The sequence below is a fragment of the Caballeronia sp. EK genome, assembly GCF_014384845.1.
In the GTDB taxonomy this organism is placed as follows: domain Bacteria; phylum Pseudomonadota; class Gammaproteobacteria; order Burkholderiales; family Burkholderiaceae; genus Caballeronia; species Caballeronia jiangsuensis.
In genome coordinates this window covers 51826-66112 of record NZ_JACSUE010000008.1, presented here as the reverse complement: position 1 = coordinate 66112, position 14287 = coordinate 51826, and the positions used below count along the sequence as shown (strand labels likewise).

Annotated in this window: 12 protein-coding genes; 6 read left to right on the top strand and 6 right to left on the bottom strand. The window is 63.9% G+C overall.

All coding sequences use genetic code 11. The features are described 5' to 3' along the window. Positions 1 to 412 precede the first annotated feature (412 nt). The 3 genes from zwf to IAG25_RS24590 all read left to right on the top strand — a co-directional run bounded on the left by zwf (position 413) and on the right by IAG25_RS24590 (position 4604). Entirely contained in the window at positions 413 to 1873 is a 1461-nt protein-coding gene (zwf, locus tag IAG25_RS24600) for a glucose-6-phosphate dehydrogenase (protein WP_187607191.1), read from the top strand. Between the two features lie 129 nt (positions 1874 to 2002). Continuing rightward, positions 2003 to 2713: a 6-phosphogluconolactonase gene (gene pgl / locus IAG25_RS24595; protein WP_187607190.1), complete on the top strand. Its 711-nt coding sequence runs from the start codon at positions 2003 to 2005 to the stop codon at positions 2711 to 2713. Further along, positions 2694 to 4604 carry a bifunctional transcriptional regulator/glucokinase gene (locus IAG25_RS24590; RefSeq protein WP_035506193.1) on the top strand — a complete coding sequence of 637 codons (1911 nt, stop codon included), beginning with the start codon at positions 2694 to 2696 and terminating at the stop codon, positions 4602 to 4604. The genes pgl and IAG25_RS24590 overlap by 20 nt, the downstream gene beginning before the upstream one ends. Positions 4605 to 4699: 95 nt before the next feature. Here IAG25_RS24590 and IAG25_RS24585 read toward each other — a convergent pair whose 3' ends face one another. The 5 genes from IAG25_RS24585 to IAG25_RS24565 all read right to left on the bottom strand — a co-directional run bounded on the left by IAG25_RS24585 (position 4700) and on the right by IAG25_RS24565 (position 10177). Continuing rightward, a complete protein-coding gene (locus tag IAG25_RS24585) occupies positions 4700 to 5827 on the bottom strand; it encodes a porin (protein WP_187607380.1) in 1128 nt (375 codons plus the stop codon). A gap of 410 nt (positions 5828 to 6237) precedes the next feature. Further along, on the bottom strand, positions 6238 to 7386 hold the full coding sequence (locus IAG25_RS24580; protein ID WP_187607379.1) for a porin: 1149 nt from the start codon (positions 7384 to 7386) through the stop codon (positions 6238 to 6240). Positions 7387 to 7942: 556 nt separating this feature from the next. Further along, positions 7943 to 8722 (bottom strand): ABC transporter ATP-binding protein, encoded by a 780-nt coding sequence (locus IAG25_RS24575; RefSeq protein ID WP_187607189.1) that lies wholly within the window; start codon positions 8720 to 8722, stop codon positions 7943 to 7945. Positions 8723 to 8749: 27 nt separating this feature from the next. Beyond that, positions 8750 to 9463 carry an ABC transporter permease gene (locus IAG25_RS24570; protein WP_187607188.1) on the bottom strand — a complete coding sequence of 238 codons (714 nt, stop codon included), beginning with the start codon at positions 9461 to 9463 and terminating at the stop codon, positions 8750 to 8752. Between the two features lie 27 nt (positions 9464 to 9490). After that, positions 9491 to 10177, bottom strand: coding sequence for an ABC transporter permease (locus IAG25_RS24565; protein WP_187607187.1), 687 nt, complete (start codon positions 10175 to 10177; stop codon positions 9491 to 9493). A gap of 454 nt (positions 10178 to 10631) precedes the next feature. Between IAG25_RS24565 and IAG25_RS24560 the strand changes: the two genes are divergently transcribed. Beyond that, positions 10632 to 11330 (top strand): pirin family protein, encoded by a 699-nt coding sequence (locus IAG25_RS24560; RefSeq protein WP_187607186.1) that lies wholly within the window; start codon positions 10632 to 10634, stop codon positions 11328 to 11330. Positions 11331 to 11400: 70 nt separating this feature from the next. Here IAG25_RS24560 and IAG25_RS24555 read toward each other — a convergent pair whose 3' ends face one another. Then, complete coding sequence (locus IAG25_RS24555; protein ID WP_187607185.1) at positions 11401 to 11994, bottom strand: periplasmic heavy metal sensor; 594 nt, start codon at positions 11992 to 11994, stop codon at positions 11401 to 11403. 245 nt (positions 11995 to 12239) lie between these two features. On the opposite strand from IAG25_RS24555, the gene IAG25_RS24550 reads away from it, so the two are divergent. Together IAG25_RS24550 and IAG25_RS24545 are read left to right on the top strand one after the other, a co-directional pair. Next, on the top strand, positions 12240 to 12962 hold the full coding sequence (locus IAG25_RS24550) for a response regulator (protein ID WP_187607184.1): 723 nt from the start codon (positions 12240 to 12242) through the stop codon (positions 12960 to 12962). Then, the gene (locus IAG25_RS24545) at positions 12946 to 14286 is read left to right on the top strand and encodes an ATP-binding protein (protein WP_187607183.1); all 1341 of its coding nucleotides are present in this window, start codon (positions 12946 to 12948) and stop codon (positions 14284 to 14286) included. Before IAG25_RS24550 ends, IAG25_RS24545 begins: the two co-directional genes overlap by 17 nt. Position 14287: the final 1 nt, after the last annotated feature.

Below are 14287 nucleotides of genomic sequence, written 5' to 3'. Positions count from 1 at the left end.
CCGATTTACGGCCGCACGGCTCTCAAGAGATGAGTGGGTTCAATCGCAACGGCTGTCTCCTCTTTTGATTTTTGCCGGGCCGTTCGAACTTGCCCCGAAGGGCGCGCTCGACGGCGAGGCGCGAGGCCGGGCGCACGGGAGCCGCAAGGGACGCTTTTCTGTGAAAAGCGGCGAGCCGCGGGCTCCGTTAACATGCGCACAGAACGTCTGACCGGAAAAAAGCCGTCACCAGATTTGACTGATTGACATGTCTTATTTTCCGTCGATGACATTTCCTCTTGATTTGGATTGTAGTTAAACTACAATTCAGTGTCAAAAAAAATTTTATCGGACTACGGCGTCATTCGTGGTCTCATTGGGCGGCACGCCCCGATTCGACTCACATCCAGTTCTGGAACCCTCGTTCAGACTCATGCAAAGCGACTCGAACTTCACCTTCGTACTCTTCGGCGGCACCGGCGATCTCTCCATGCGCAAGATTCTTCCTGCGCTCTTCGAGGCGCATCGCGCGGGCATGCTCAATCCGGCGGGCAGGATCGTTTCGGTCGCGCGCGAAGCCATGGAGCAAGCCGAATATCGCGCGTGGGTCGAGAATCACGTGAAGCCGCACGTATCGAAGGACGGTCTCGACGACGCCGTATGGCGCAGCTTCGTCGATCGCTTCGAGTACGTCGGGCTCGACCTCGGACGCGCGGAAGATTTCGTGCTGCTGCGCGACGTGCTCGCACAGTTCGACGGCACGCGCGTCTTCTATCTCGCGACCGGCCCGAAGCTTTTCGTGCCGATCTGCCGCGCGCTCGCCGCTGTCGGGCTGAACCAGAACTCGCGCATCGTGCTCGAAAAGCCGCTCGGCTACGATCTGAAATCGTCGAACGCGATCAACGACGCCGTCGGCGAAATCTTCCAGGAAGAGCAGATCTACCGGATCGATCACTATCTCGGCAAGGAGCCGGTGCAGAACCTGCTCGCGCTGCGCTTCGGCAACGCGCTGTTCGAGCCGCTGTGGCGCCGCGAATGGGTCGAGAGCATCCAGATCACGATCGCGGAAGAGCTGGGCGTGGAAGCGCGCGGCGACTTCTACGACAATACGGGCGCGCTGCGCGACATGGTGCAGAACCATTTGCTGCAACTGCTCTCCATCGTGACGATGGAGCCGCCGCACTCGATGGATTCCGACTCCGTGCGCGACGAGAAATTGCGCGTGCTGCGGGCGCTCAAGCCCATCGACGAGCGCGACATCAGCCGCGTCGCGGTGCGCGGGCAATATCATGCGGGTGTCGTCCGGGGCACGGCGGTACCCGCGTACGCGACCGAACCGGGCGTGCGGCCCGACAGCACGACGGAAACCTTCGTCGCGCTGAAGGTGGAGATCGAGAACTGGCGCTGGGCGGGCGTGCCGTTTTTCCTGCGCACGGGCAAGCGGCTTGCGGACCGTGTCGCGGAGATCGTAGTGAACTTCCGCGCGGTGCCGCATTCGGCGCTCGGCGCGAACGCTTTGCGCGCGGGCTCGAACCGTCTCGTGATCCGGTTGCAGCCCAATGAGTCCATCCGTCTGTACTGCCTCGCGAAGCAGCCCGGCGAAGGCATGAATCTCGCGAGCGTGCATCTGGATCTCGCGTTCGATCAGTTCTTCAAGGAAGGACAGATGGAGGCATATCAGCGCCTGCTGCTGGACGTGATTCACGGCCGCCTCGCGCTTTTCGTGCGGCGCGACGAGCAGGAAGCGGCGTGGCGCTGGGTCGAGCCGATCCTGAACGCGTGGGCATCGGGCACCAACAAGCCGAAGCCTTACGCGGCGGGCACGTGGGGGCCGGCGGCGTCGAGCGCGATGCTCGCTCAGGCGGGCACCTGCTGGCTCGAAGAAGAAAACTGATGGCGTGACGCCGACGCGGCCCCGAAGAGGTGCGCGGCGAACATGGGGAATACAAGAGACCGCTTCGCCCGTCGTTGCGACGGCGCGGGCAGCAAGCGGATCGATAAACCAGAACAAGCAGGAGGAGCAATGATCGAGCTTCGCACTTTCGACGATCCGCGCGCCCACTCGGACGCGCTGGCGAAAGCCGTGAGCGACGCGCTCAAGGCGTCCCTCGCGGCGCGAGGCGCGGCATCGGCCGGCGCCACGGGACAAACCGCTCACGCCACGCTCGCGGTATCCGGCGGCACGAGCCCGAAGCCGTTCTTGCAGACGCTCTCGCGCGAGCCGCTCGACTGGGCGCACATCGACGTGACGCTCGTCGATGACCGCTGGGTACCCGAGACCGATTCCGCGAGCAACGCACAGCTCGTGCGCGACACGCTCCTGCAGAACGCGGGCGCATCGGCGTACTTCCTGCCGCTCGTCGATACCGGCAAGCCGCTGGAAACGCATATCGCCGAACTGAACGCCGATCCGCGCCGCCGCCTGCCGGATGTCGCCGTGCTCGGCATGGGCGAAGACGGCCATACCGCCTCGATCTTCGCCGACGCCCCCGAATGGGACGTCGCGATCTCGACGCCCGAGCGCTTCATCGCCGTGCATCCGGGCGCGGCGCCGCACGCGCGCGTGAGCCTGTCGATGTCGGCGTTAAAGCAGATCGGACAGTTGTATCTCTTCATCGCCGGCCAGAAGAAACTCGACGTACTCAACGCGGCGCTCGCCGCCCCGCAAAAGAACGCCATCTCGACGCTGGCCCACGCTGAAGGAGTGAAGCTCGATGTCTACTGGTGTGCATAAGGCAGCGGCTCAGCACGCCGACGGACCGCGGCTTCTCGCCGACATCGGCGGCACGAACGCGCGTTTCGCGCTGGAGACCGCGCCTGGCGAAATCGGGCAGATCCGCGTGTATCCGGGGGCCGATTACCCCGGCATCGCGGAGGTGATGCAGCAGTATCTGAAGGACACGAAGGTCGGACGCGTCAATCATGCGGCGATCGCGATCGCCAATCCGGTCGACGGCGACCACGTGAAGATGACCAACCACGACTGGAGCTTCTCGATCGAGGCGACGCGCCGCGCGCTCGGCTTCGACACCTTGCTCGTCGTGAACGACTTCACCGCGCTCGCGATGGCGCTGCCCGGCCTGACCGACACGCAGCGCGAGCAGGTGGGCGGCGGCTCGCGCCGGCAGAACAGCGTGATCGGCCTGCTCGGACCGGGCACGGGACTGGGCGTGTCGGGTCTGATTCCGGCGGATGACCGCTGGATCGCGCTCGGCAGCGAAGGCGGCCACGCCACGTTCTCGCCCTTCGACGAGCGCGAAGACCTCGTGACGCGCTATGCGCGCCGCAAGTTTCCGCACGTGTCGTTCGAGCGCGTGTGCGCGGGGCAGGGGCTCGAGCTGATCTATCGGGCGCTCGCCGAGCGCGACAACGTGACGGTCGCCGACGACTTCAACGCCGCCGACGTCACGAACCGCGCGCTGCAAGGCGAAGCGCTCGCGCTCGAAGTCGTGAATTGCTTCTGCGCGATCCTCGGCACGTTCGCGGGCAACATCGCGGTGACGCTGGGCGCGCTGGGTGGCATCTATATCGGCGGCGGCATCGTGCTGAAGCTAGGCGAGCTGTTCCACAAGTCGCCGTTTCGCGAGCGTTTCGAGGCGAAAGGGCGCTTTCAGCAATATCTGTCGGGCATTCCCACGTACATCATCACGGCGGAATATCCGGCGTTTCTCGGCGTCTCTGCGATTCTCTCCGAACAGTTGTCGAACCGCGCGAACAGCGGTTCGTCGGCGGTGTTCGAACGGATTCGCCAGATGCGCGATGCGCTGACGCCCGCCGAGCGGCGCGTCGCCGATCTCGCGCTCAATCATCCGCGCTCGATCATCAACGATCCGATCATCGACATCGCGCGCAAGGCCGACGTGAGCCAGCCGACCGTAATCCGCTTTTGCCGCTCGCTCGGCTGCCAGGGTCTGTCCGACTTCAAGCTGAAGCTCGCGACCGGCCTGACCGGCACGATTCCGGTGAGCCACAGCCAGGTGCATCTCGGCGACACGGCCACCGATTTCGGCGCGAAGGTGCTGGACAACACGGTATCCGCGATTCTTCAGTTGCGCGAGCATCTGAACTTCGAGAACGTCGAGCGCGCGATCGATATCCTCAACGGCGCGCGGCGCATCGAGTTCTACGGGCTCGGGAATTCGAACATCGTCGCGCAGGACGCGCATTACAAGTTCTTCCGCTTCGGCATTCCGACCATTGCTTACGGCGATCTGTACATGCAGGCGGCGTCGGCCGCGCTGCTCGGCAAGGGCGATGTGATCGTGGCCGTGTCGAAGTCGGGCAGGGCGCCGGAACTGCTGCGCGTGCTCGAAGTGGCGATGCAGCAGGGCGCGACGGTCATCGCGATCACGTCGAGCAACACGCCGCTCGCCAAGCGCGCGACGGTGGCGCTGGAGACGGATCACATCGAAATCCGCGAGTCGCAGCTTTCGATGATCTCGCGCATCCTGCACCTCGTGATCATCGACATTCTCGCCGTCGGCGTGGCGATTCGCCGTGCCGCGCCGAAGCCGGGCGCGAAGATCAGCGAGACGGTCGCGAAGGCGCGTCAGTCGGGCGACGATGACGCCGCCGCCGTGCTCGACTGGCTGAGCCACGGTGCGTCGGGGATGGCGCGGGACTAGCCGTTTCATCGCGTCAACGCAAAAGGCCGCCGATGTCGACATCGGCGGCCTCTTCAATTGCGGCCCTGCGGCGAGGGCTCGCCCAGATTCATCGATCAGAACGAATGCTGGATGCCTGCGTAGACGCCGCTCTGGCTGTGGCCGGCGAGCGGGTTATCCGTCGCGACCGAGGAGCCGAAACCATTGGCGTTCAGGCCGTAGTTCGCTGTCTTGCTGTTGCGCGCCGTCGCGACTTGCAGATCGAGCAGGGTGCGCTTTGACAGGTTGTACGAGCCGCCGACGGTGTAGATGGTCGCGTTGCCCGCGCCGTTGTTGCCGTTGACGTGATAGACCGCGCCGATCAGCGCCGCGGCCGGCGTCATCTGCCACGTCAGACCGCCCCATTCGTGATCGAGCGTGGTCGGCTGGCCGGGCAACTGAGCCGTCATGCCCGACGTGCGGATCGCCTGATAGCCGCCTTGCAGCTTGAACTGACCGAGGAACACGTTGAGCATCGCGGTGTACTCGCGCGAAAACGCGTAGGCGCCGTTGCCCGTGGCGTAGTCGCCGCCGAGCGTTCCGTTCGCCGGATTGCGGATTTCGTCGTAGATACCGCGCACCTGGAAGAGCGGCGCCGTGTACGTGATCTGCGCGCCCGCCTGACGGCCTTGCGCGGTGGTGCCGTTACCGTTCCAGTTGGTCGCGTTGGAGAGCGCGTACTGGCCGTAGAAGTCGAAGCCCGCGAACTTCGGCGACTGGTACGAAATGTTGTTGCTCGACTGCGGCCAGTTGCGGCCACGCACGAGCGACGCCGACGACCAGTTCGACTGGCCGAACGGATCGAAGTCCCACACGCCGTTCGCGATGAAGAGCTCACGGCCCAGCAACACGGTGCCGAACTGGTTGTTCGCGATACCGACCGTCGCCCAGCGATTGAACAGGTTGCCTTGCAACTGGCCGTTCATCGCGTTGAAGCCGTTCTCCAGCTGGAACACGGCGCGGTTGCCGCCGCCCAGATCCTCGCTCCCCTTCATGCCCCACAAGCTCGTGCCCCAGTCGCCGCTTTCCGCCCTGAAGCGATGCGAAGTGCCGGTGGCCGAGCCGTTCGGACCGGCGCCTGTCGGCACGCCGTTCATGTATTCGAGTCCCGCGTCCAGGCGGCCATATAGCGTCACGCCGCTCTGAGCGTGCGCCGCTGCGCTGAACGCCAGAAGTGCCGCTGCAGCGAGCAAAACCTTCTTCATCATCTCCTCCAAATCCCTGTCAAAAATTGAACCGATGGCTGCTGTCTGGCCCGATGCGGGTGCATCGAACCGAACATGGTTATCGAGGAAAGGCACGCCCGAACGTGCGCACGACGAAGCATCGCGACGACGCGATGATCGGGGGCATTCCTCGTTTTTTGGGGGATTTTGAAGCAGAACTACGTTTTATGAGGCGCGGTTCTGTAGTTAAGGTTGTCGATTTGACAAATGTCGTGCAGGGGCCAAAAGAGCTTCCGGATCGATGTTCGTCATGCTAAGCATGGCGCACCCGGCCAGCCGCGCGCCCAAATAAAAAACGGTGCGATACCCTTTCGGGCACCGCACCGATACGCGCCTCTCGCAGCAGCGTGAAAACCTTCTAAAAAAGACTCTTTGGTCAGACTCGCCGATTAGAACGAGTGCTGGATACCTGCGTACACGCCCGTCTGGCTGTGGCCGGGGAACGGGTTGTCCGTCGAAGCAGCCGAACCGTAGTTGTTGGCGTTCAGGCCATAGTTCGCGGTCTTGCTGTTCTGCACCGTCGCGACCTGCAGATCGAGCAGGGTGCGCTTGGACAGGTTGTACGAACCGCCGACCGTGTAGATGGTCGCGTTGCCCGCGCCGTTGTTGCCGTTCACGTGGTAGACCGCGGCGATCAGCGCTGCCGCCGGCGTCGCTTGCCACGTCACGCCGCCCCATTCGTGATCGAGCGCGGTCGGCTGGCCGGGCAACTGACCCGTCATGCCCGAGCTGCGGATTGCCTGGTAAGCGCCCTGAACCTTGAACTGGCCGAGGAACACGTTGAACATCGCCGTGTATTCACGCGAATATGCGTACGCGCCGTTGCCGCCCGAGCCGCCGTCGATCGGGTTGTACACGCCGCCCAGCGTACCGTTTGCCGGGTTGCGGATTTCGTCGTACATACCGCGGATCTGGAAGAGCGGCGTCGTGTAGGTGACATACGCGCCCGCTTCACGGCCTTGCGGCGTCGTGCCGTTACCGTTCCAGTTCGTTGCGTTGGAGAGCGAGTACTGACCGTAGAAGTCGAGGCCCGCGAACTTCGGCGACTGGTACGAAATGTTGTTGCTCGATTGCGGCCAGTTGCGGCCACGCACCAGCGATGCCGACGACCAGTTCGACTGGCCGAACGGATCGAAGTCCCACACGCCGTTCGCGATGAAGAGCTCACGACCCAGCAACAGGGTACCGAACTGGTTGTTCGCGATACCGACCGTCGCCCAGCGATTGAAGAGACCGCCGCCGCCCGGGCCTTGACCCGTCATGGTGTTGAAGCTGCCTTCCAACTGGAACACGGCGCGGTAGCCGCCGCCCAGATCTTCGACGCCCTTCAAACCCCACAAGCTCGTGCCCCAGTCGCCGCTTTCCGCCTTGAAGCGGTGCGACGAGCCAGTGGCAGGCGCGCCGGCCGGACCGGTCGGCACACCGTTCATATATTCGAGCCCCGCGTCCAGGCGGCCATACAGCGTCACGCTGCTCTGAGCGTGCGCGACCGCGCTGAACGTCAGCAGTGCTGCCGACGCGAGCAAAGCTTTCTTCATCATCTCCTCCAACCCTGTCAAGAAATAGAACCCAAGTGCTGCTGTGTGGTTCGATGCGAGCGCACCCAACCGAAAATTGTTTTCAGAGGAAGGACACGCGCGGGCTGTGGTGCTAGGCGATTCGCGCGTCGTGGGCGCGAACCTGACGCCGACCCGTCGATCGGTGTCGTTCCTCAGTTTCTTTTGGACTTTTGAAGTAAAACTACTTTTTGGGTACTTCGTTTTGGTACTTTGGTTACCAATTTAACAAAATACGGTATAAGCGCCAAAGAAATTTGACGTTATGCGACTGTCTGTGTCAAAAATGCAATGCCCATGTGGTAGACACACTACCCACAGGATGGGAAACACCCCGCAAAGCCTTATGCCATCAGGGCTTTAGCGGCATGTAAGTTTCAGAGTCAGGTTTGTCGCCTATTGACGCGCGGGCGTCGTGGCGCTAGGTCGGAGAAGAGCGCGAAAGAGGTCGATACAACTGCGCCCGGACGCAAAAAAAGCGCCTCTTGGGCGCCTTTTCTGGAGTGGAAGGTTGCGGAAGCCGGCGTGTGCCGGGTGCTTACTTGAGGCTGCCCGACAGGAACTGTTTCAGGCGCTCGCTCTTCGTATTGCCGAACACCGCGTCGGGATGGCCTTGCTCCTCGATGCGCCCCTGATGCAGAAACACGACATGATTCGACACGTTGCGCGCGAACGCCATCTCGTGCGTCACGACGATCATCGTGCGGCCTTCCTCGGCGAGCGTCTGCATGACCTTGAGCACTTCGCCCACGAGTTCGGGGTCGAGCGCGGAAGTCGGTTCGTCGAAGAGCATGACATCGGGATGCATCGCGAGCGCGCGCGCAATCGCAACGCGCTGCTGCTGTCCGCCCGACAGATGCGACGGATACTGCTTCTCCACGCGCGGCGCGAGCCCGACCTTCTCCAGATACGTGCGCGCGCGCTCCTCGGCTTCCTTCTTCGAGAGCCCGAGCACGTTGACGGGCGCTTCGGTCACGTTCTCCAGCACGTTCATGTGCGACCAGAGGTTGAAGTGCTGGAAGACCATCGACAACTTCGAGCGCACTTGCCTCAATTGTTTCTGGTCCGCCGCCTTCAGCGCGCCGGTCTTGTCCTTCATCGTGCGGACTTCGGTGCCGTCGACGAAGATGCGCCCCTGGTTCGGCTGCTCCAGAAAATTGATACAGCGCAGCATCGTGCTCTTGCCCGAGCCCGACGAGCCGATGATGCTGATCACGTCGCCGGCCTTCGCCTTGAGCGAGACGCCCTTCAGGACTTCGTTGCTGCCGTACTGCTTGTGAATATCGTCGACGAAAAGCTTGTGCATCTGGGAATTCATGAAGGGTCCTTGGCTGACTCGATGGTCTTATTTGCCTTGCGGTCGCAGGTAAGCGAGCCAGCGATACTCGGCGCGGCGGAACAGCCACACGAGCGCGAACGAAATGCAGAGGTAGAGCAGGGCGGCGATGCCGAACGCCTCGAACGACTGATACGTCGCCGAATTGACGTCGCGCGCGATCTTGAGAATGTCCGGCACGGTCGCGGTGAATGCGACGGTGGTCGCGTGCAGCATCAGAATGACTTCGTTGCTGTAATACGGCAGCGCGCGTCGCAACGCGGACGGCAGAATCACCCGTCGATACAGCGTGAAACCCGACATGCCGTAGGCGCGCGCGGCTTCGATCTCGCCGTAGGGCGTCGCCTTGATCGCGCCCGCGAAAATCTCCGTGGTGTACGCGCAGGTGTTGAGCGTGAACGCGAGCAGCGTGCAGTTCATGCCGCTGCGGAAGAATTCGGCGAGCAGCATGTGGTCGCGCACGACCTGCAGGCTGTAGAGACCCGTGTAGCAGAGCAGCAACTGAACGTAGAGCGGCGTACCGCGAAAGACGTAGGTATAGAGCCACACCGAGCGCGACAGCAGCTTGTTCTTCGACACCCGCGCGACCGCGAGCGGCACCGAAAGACAAAAGCCTAAGCCGATGGAGATGACGAGCAGCCACATCGTGATCGCGAGACCGGTGATGCGGTAGCCGTCGGTGAAGAGGTAGTTCTTCCAGTATTCCTGGATGATTTGGATCATGATCCCTGCCGCCCTTGAATGGACCGATTAGAGGTCGGCCTTGCGCACGCCGATGGAATAGCGCCGCTCCAGCCAGATCAGCACGAGATTCGAGATCGTGGTGATCGCGAGGTACACCGCGCCCGCGAGTAGCGTGAAGAAGAAGAAGCGCAGCGTGCCCTTGCCGGCATCCTGCGAGGCCTTGACGACATCCGCGAGACCGATGATCGACACGAGCGCCGTCGCCTTGACCATGACCTGCCAGTTATTGCCGATGCCCGGCAGCGCGAAACGCATCATCTGCGGAAACATGATGCGCGAGAAGGCCTGCCACGGCGTCATGCCGTAAGCCGCGCCCGCTTCGAGCTGGCCGCGCGGCACCGAGAGAAAGGCGCCGCGGAAGGTTTCGGTGAAGTACGCGCCGTAGATGAAGCCGAGGACCAGGATGCCGGCGAGGAACGGATCGATGTCGATCTGATCCCAGCCCATCGCGTCCGTGAACAGGTTCAGCCAGATCTGGATGCTGTAGAACAGCAGCAGCATCAGCACGAGATCGGGCACGCCGCGGATGAGCGTCGTGTAGACGGTGCCGAATCCCGACGCCACGCGGTTTTTCGACAGCTTCGCCGCCGCGCCGATCAGGCCGATCACAAAGGCGAACACGAGCGACAGCACCGCCAGCTTGACGGTCTGCCAGGTGCCCGCGAGGATCAGCGGACCGTAGCCTTGCAACATGGTGATTCCTTAGTGAGGTGCCTAACGTGCACGGAGTGCGACGGGCGCGGCGCGCGATACGAATGTATTCATCTCTTTTCCCAGCCGGCGGCGTACTTCCCCGCGTTCGGCTGTCCTTCTCCGGCGCGCTCCTGCTTTGCGTCCAGCGGACGGTATTCTATGTGGTCAAAATTGCGGGGTGCCGTAATTGCGAACCGTGCCAACGCGCAATTGTTGCGCGCCGACGGGCTCGCGGCTGCCGGATTCCCGGCGCCCCGGCCGGTCACCGTCCGCCGCCGCCCCGAAAAGCGCGGTATTTTACCCGAAGCCGAAGCGCGCGCGGAGGCGAAGCCGGACGAGTCTGATTACATGCATGGGTGGAACGATGTAGTGCCTGCGGGCGCGTTGTTTCGAAGCTCCGCCGCCCTTACATTCTCTCCATCGCAAAACAACGCCTTGGGCGGGAGCAAACATCATGTTCGAGATTCGCCGCAGCAATGAACGCGGTCACGCCAACCACGGCTGGCTCGACTCTTATCACAGCTTCTCCTTTGCCGATTACTACGATCCGGAGCACACGCACTTCGGCGCGCTGCGCGTGATCAACGAAGACCGCGTCGCGGGCGGCCAGGGCTTCGGCGCGCATGGCCATCGCGATATGGAAATCGTGAGCTACGTGCTCGACGGCGCGCTCGCGCACCGCGACAGCATGGGCAACGGCTCGACGATCCGTCCCGGCGACGTGCAGCGCATGAGCGCCGGCACCGGCGTGCGTCATAGCGAGTTCAACGGCTCGCCGACGGACACCGCGCATTTCCTGCAGATCTGGATCATTCCGGATGCGCCGGGCGGCGCGCCGGGCTACGAGGAAAAGCGCTTCGCGGACGATGAAAAGCGCGGCCGGCTGCGCGTGATCGCATCGCCCGAAGGTGCGGATGGATCGGTCAGGATCGGCGCGGACGCGCGGATCTTCGCGGGCTTCTTCAATGGCGACGAACGCGCGGACTTCGACGTGCCGGCAGGCCGCCGCGTGTATGTGCACGTGGCGCGCGGCGCGGTGACGCTGAATGGCGAGACGCTCGGCGCAGGCGACGCCGCGAAGCTCGAGGATGTGTCGAAGGTCACGCTCGAAAAGGGCGATAACGCCGAAGTGCTGTTGTTCGACCTCGCGTAAGTTCCGGTTCGCCGATGCAAAAAAGCCGCGGAGCGTCATGCTCCGCGGCTTTTGTTTTGCCGCACGCCGCTTACGGTTTCGCGGTAGCCGATGCGCCCGCCGCCGCACCCGGCGCGCCGTCCGGGCCGCCGCGCTTGCCCCAGCGCTCATGCATCTTGTGCTCGTGCTCGTGCATCTTCGCGAAGTGCTTCTTGAGCGCCGTGCTGACGGTGGTCTTCTGCTGGTCGTTCAGCGCGTTGTAGAAGTTCAGCCACGCGGTCGTGGTCTGTTCGCGCAGTTGCGCGTTCTGCGCCTCGATCTTCTGGTGCGCCGCGTGCATCGCATTCAGGTCGAGGATCGGCTGGCTTTCCATCGACTTGAACTGATCGCGCATCTGCTTGTGGCTTTCGCGCATGGCCTGATGATTCTGCTTCATCGTCGTGAGCGCGGTCTGCCACAGCTTTTCCTGATCCGCGTTCAGCTTGAGCTGGCCGTGCAGTTCGTCCAGTTGCTTCTGCATGCGCATTTCCATGCGGTGGCCGCCGGGACCGCCGTGGCCGCCCATCATGGCCGGGCCGCCGGGGGGCGGCGCAGTCGGCGCGTCGCTGGTGGCCGCGTAGGCCGTGCCGAACGTCAGCGCGATTGCAGCAGCGGCGGCGGTGAGGATGCGATATTGCTTGGCCATCTTGATACTCCCTTGATTGTTTTCGATGCCGAAGCCACGAGGCCTTGATCGACGTGTCGGTTGGTGTGTCGAGGTCTTGCGCTTGTCGGTGAAACACAGCGTAGGGGTTCGCGGCAGGGCGCGTGTTACGGCATGGTTCAGGCTTGTTACGCGGGTTTACGCCCCGCTTTCGTCGTAACACCCCGTAACCCTTATGGCAGGGCTGTCATCAATCGAGGTCCGACTCACGCGCTAAACTCCATCCCATGACTACGCAAATACTTGTCGTCGACGACGACGCCGAACTGCGCGACCTTCTGCGCGACTATCTGGTCCGGCAGGGCATCGAGGTATCGGTGCTGCATGACGCCGGTGGACTCGAACGCCGCATCGAACGCGAGCGGCCCGATCTCATCGTGCTCGATCTGATGATGCCGGGCGTCGACGGCCTGACCGCGCTCAAGCAGTTGCGCGCATCCGGCGACGACATCCCGGTCATCATGCTGACCGCGCGCGCGGACGACGTGGACCGGATCGTCGGCCTCGAGCTGGGCGCGGACGATTACCTCGGCAAGCCGTTCAATCCGCGCGAACTGCTCGCGCGCGTGCAGGCCGTGCTGCGCCGCCGCCGCACGATTCCGTCCGCCGCGCCCGAGCAGCGCGAGCCGTTTTCGTTCGGCCGGTTCCGGCTGGATTTCCAGTCGCGCACGCTGCAACAGGACGACAAGCCGCTCACGCTGTCCGGCAGCGAATTCGCGCTGCTCAAGATCTTCGTGAACAACCCGATGCGCACGCTCACGCGCGAGCGCCTGCTCGAACTGCTGCACGGCCCGGAATACGACGGCACCGATCGCGGCATCGACGTGCAGGTGTGGCGCCTGCGCCGCATCCTCGAGTCCGATCCTTCGGCGCCGCGCTTCATCCAGACGGTGCGGGGGCGCGGCTACGTGTTCGTGCCGGACGGCGAGCAAAATGCGCCGGGCAATTGACACGCTCTTCGGCCGGCTGGTCGTCATCGTCATCGGCATGCTGGTGCTGTCGCATGTCGCGTGGTTCGCGATCATCCGCTTCGAGCGGGACAACGTGCAGACGCGCTTCGCCGTGGAGGAAGCCGTTTTCCTCGTCGAGGCGGTCCGTCAGCACATCGCCAACACGCCGGATCAGCCTTTGCCGCCGCGCGTGCGCGTGGTCCCGCTCGCGAGTCCCGACGTGCCCAGGCAGCCCGACGAGAACATGCCGCCGCCGCTGCAGCGTTTCGTCGAGGACCTGAAAGACCGTCTGCCCGAAGGCACCGATGTGCGCCTGAGCGAGCCAGGCGGGCCGCCGAGCGTGTGGGTGCATGGCGTGAAGGACACGGGATGGGTCGTCGTGCCGGTGCAGCCGCTGCGCCCGCCGCGCTCGCGCGACCGCATGCTCGTGTGGCTCGCGCTGATTTTCTCGACTGCCGTGCTTGCCGCGCTATTCGGCGCGTGGCAACTGCAATATCCGCTGCGCTCGCTCGCGCAGGCGGTCGGGCGCTTCGGGCGCGGCCAGCCGACGCCGCCGGTGCCCGAGCGCGGCCCGCGTGAGTTGCGGCAGCTGACGCACGGTTTCAATCAAATGGTCCGCGAAGTCTCGCAGACCGAGAGCGACCGCGCCGTGATGCTCGCGGGCGTTGCGCACGATCTGAAGACGCCGCTCGCGCGTCTGCGTCTGCGCGCCGAAATGATGGACGACGAAAAGATGCGCGACGGCGTCGTGCGCGACGTCGATTCGATGGCGCATATCGTCGACCAGTTTCTCGTGTTCGCGCACGACCGCCCGGACGGCAGCGAGCCCGTTCCCGTCGACGAACAGTGTGAGCGAATCGCACGGGCGTATCGCGCCGTGTCGCCGGGCGCGCAGCCGATTCGCCTGAAACTCGAAGCAGGGCTCGCTTTCGCGCTGCCGGCGGCCACGCTCGACCGGCTGCTTTCGAATTTGCTCGACAACGCGCATGCGTACGGCGCGCCGCCGGTCGTCATCGAGACGCGGCGGGAAGCCAAGGGATGGGTGTTGTCGGTGTCCGATCACGGCAAGGGCATCGCGCCGGACGATCTCATCAAGGCGAGCCGGCCGTTCGTGCGGCTCGATCCGGCGCGTGGCGGCAGCGGGCATAGCGGGCTCGGACTCGCCATCGTCGAGCGGCTTGCGCGTCGCGTGGGCGGTGAGTGCGAGATCGGCAATCGTGCCGATGGCGGATTGCAGGTCGCGATGACCTTTCCGTTCGACATCGCCACGCGGCCGGTAGAAGAGCGCCGCGCCGGCCCGCAGCACGAAGAGCGCGTGTCGTAAC

Excerpts from the sequence above, each read along its gene's own strand:
- IAG25_RS24550 (WP_187607184.1), top strand. The coding sequence starts at position 12,240 with ATGACTACGCAAATACTTGTCGTCGACGACGACGCCGAACTGCGCGAC.
- IAG25_RS24565 (WP_187607187.1), bottom strand. The coding sequence starts at position 10,177 with ATGTTGCAAGGCTACGGTCCGCTGATCCTCGCGGGCACCTGGCAGACC.
- IAG25_RS24585 (WP_187607380.1), bottom strand. The coding sequence starts at position 5,827 with ATGAAGAAGGTTTTGCTCGCTGCAGCGGCACTTCTGGCGTTCAGCGCA.
- IAG25_RS24570 (WP_187607188.1), bottom strand. The coding sequence starts at position 9,463 with ATGATCCAAATCATCCAGGAATACTGGAAGAACTACCTCTTCACCGAC.
- IAG25_RS24580 (WP_187607379.1), bottom strand. The coding sequence starts at position 7,386 with ATGAAGAAAGCTTTGCTCGCGTCGGCAGCACTGCTGACGTTCAGCGCG.
- IAG25_RS24590 (WP_035506193.1), top strand. The coding sequence starts at position 2,694 with ATGTCTACTGGTGTGCATAAGGCAGCGGCTCAGCACGCCGACGGACCG.
- IAG25_RS24575 (WP_187607189.1), bottom strand. The coding sequence starts at position 8,722 with ATGAATTCCCAGATGCACAAGCTTTTCGTCGACGATATTCACAAGCAG.
- IAG25_RS24555 (WP_187607185.1), bottom strand. The coding sequence starts at position 11,994 with ATGGCCAAGCAATATCGCATCCTCACCGCCGCCGCTGCTGCAATCGCG.
- pgl (WP_187607190.1), top strand. The coding sequence starts at position 2,003 with ATGATCGAGCTTCGCACTTTCGACGATCCGCGCGCCCACTCGGACGCG.
- zwf (WP_187607191.1), top strand. The coding sequence starts at position 413 with ATGCAAAGCGACTCGAACTTCACCTTCGTACTCTTCGGCGGCACCGGC.
- IAG25_RS24545 (WP_187607183.1), top strand. The coding sequence starts at position 12,946 with ATGCGCCGGGCAATTGACACGCTCTTCGGCCGGCTGGTCGTCATCGTC.
- IAG25_RS24560 (WP_187607186.1), top strand. The coding sequence starts at position 10,632 with ATGTTCGAGATTCGCCGCAGCAATGAACGCGGTCACGCCAACCACGGC.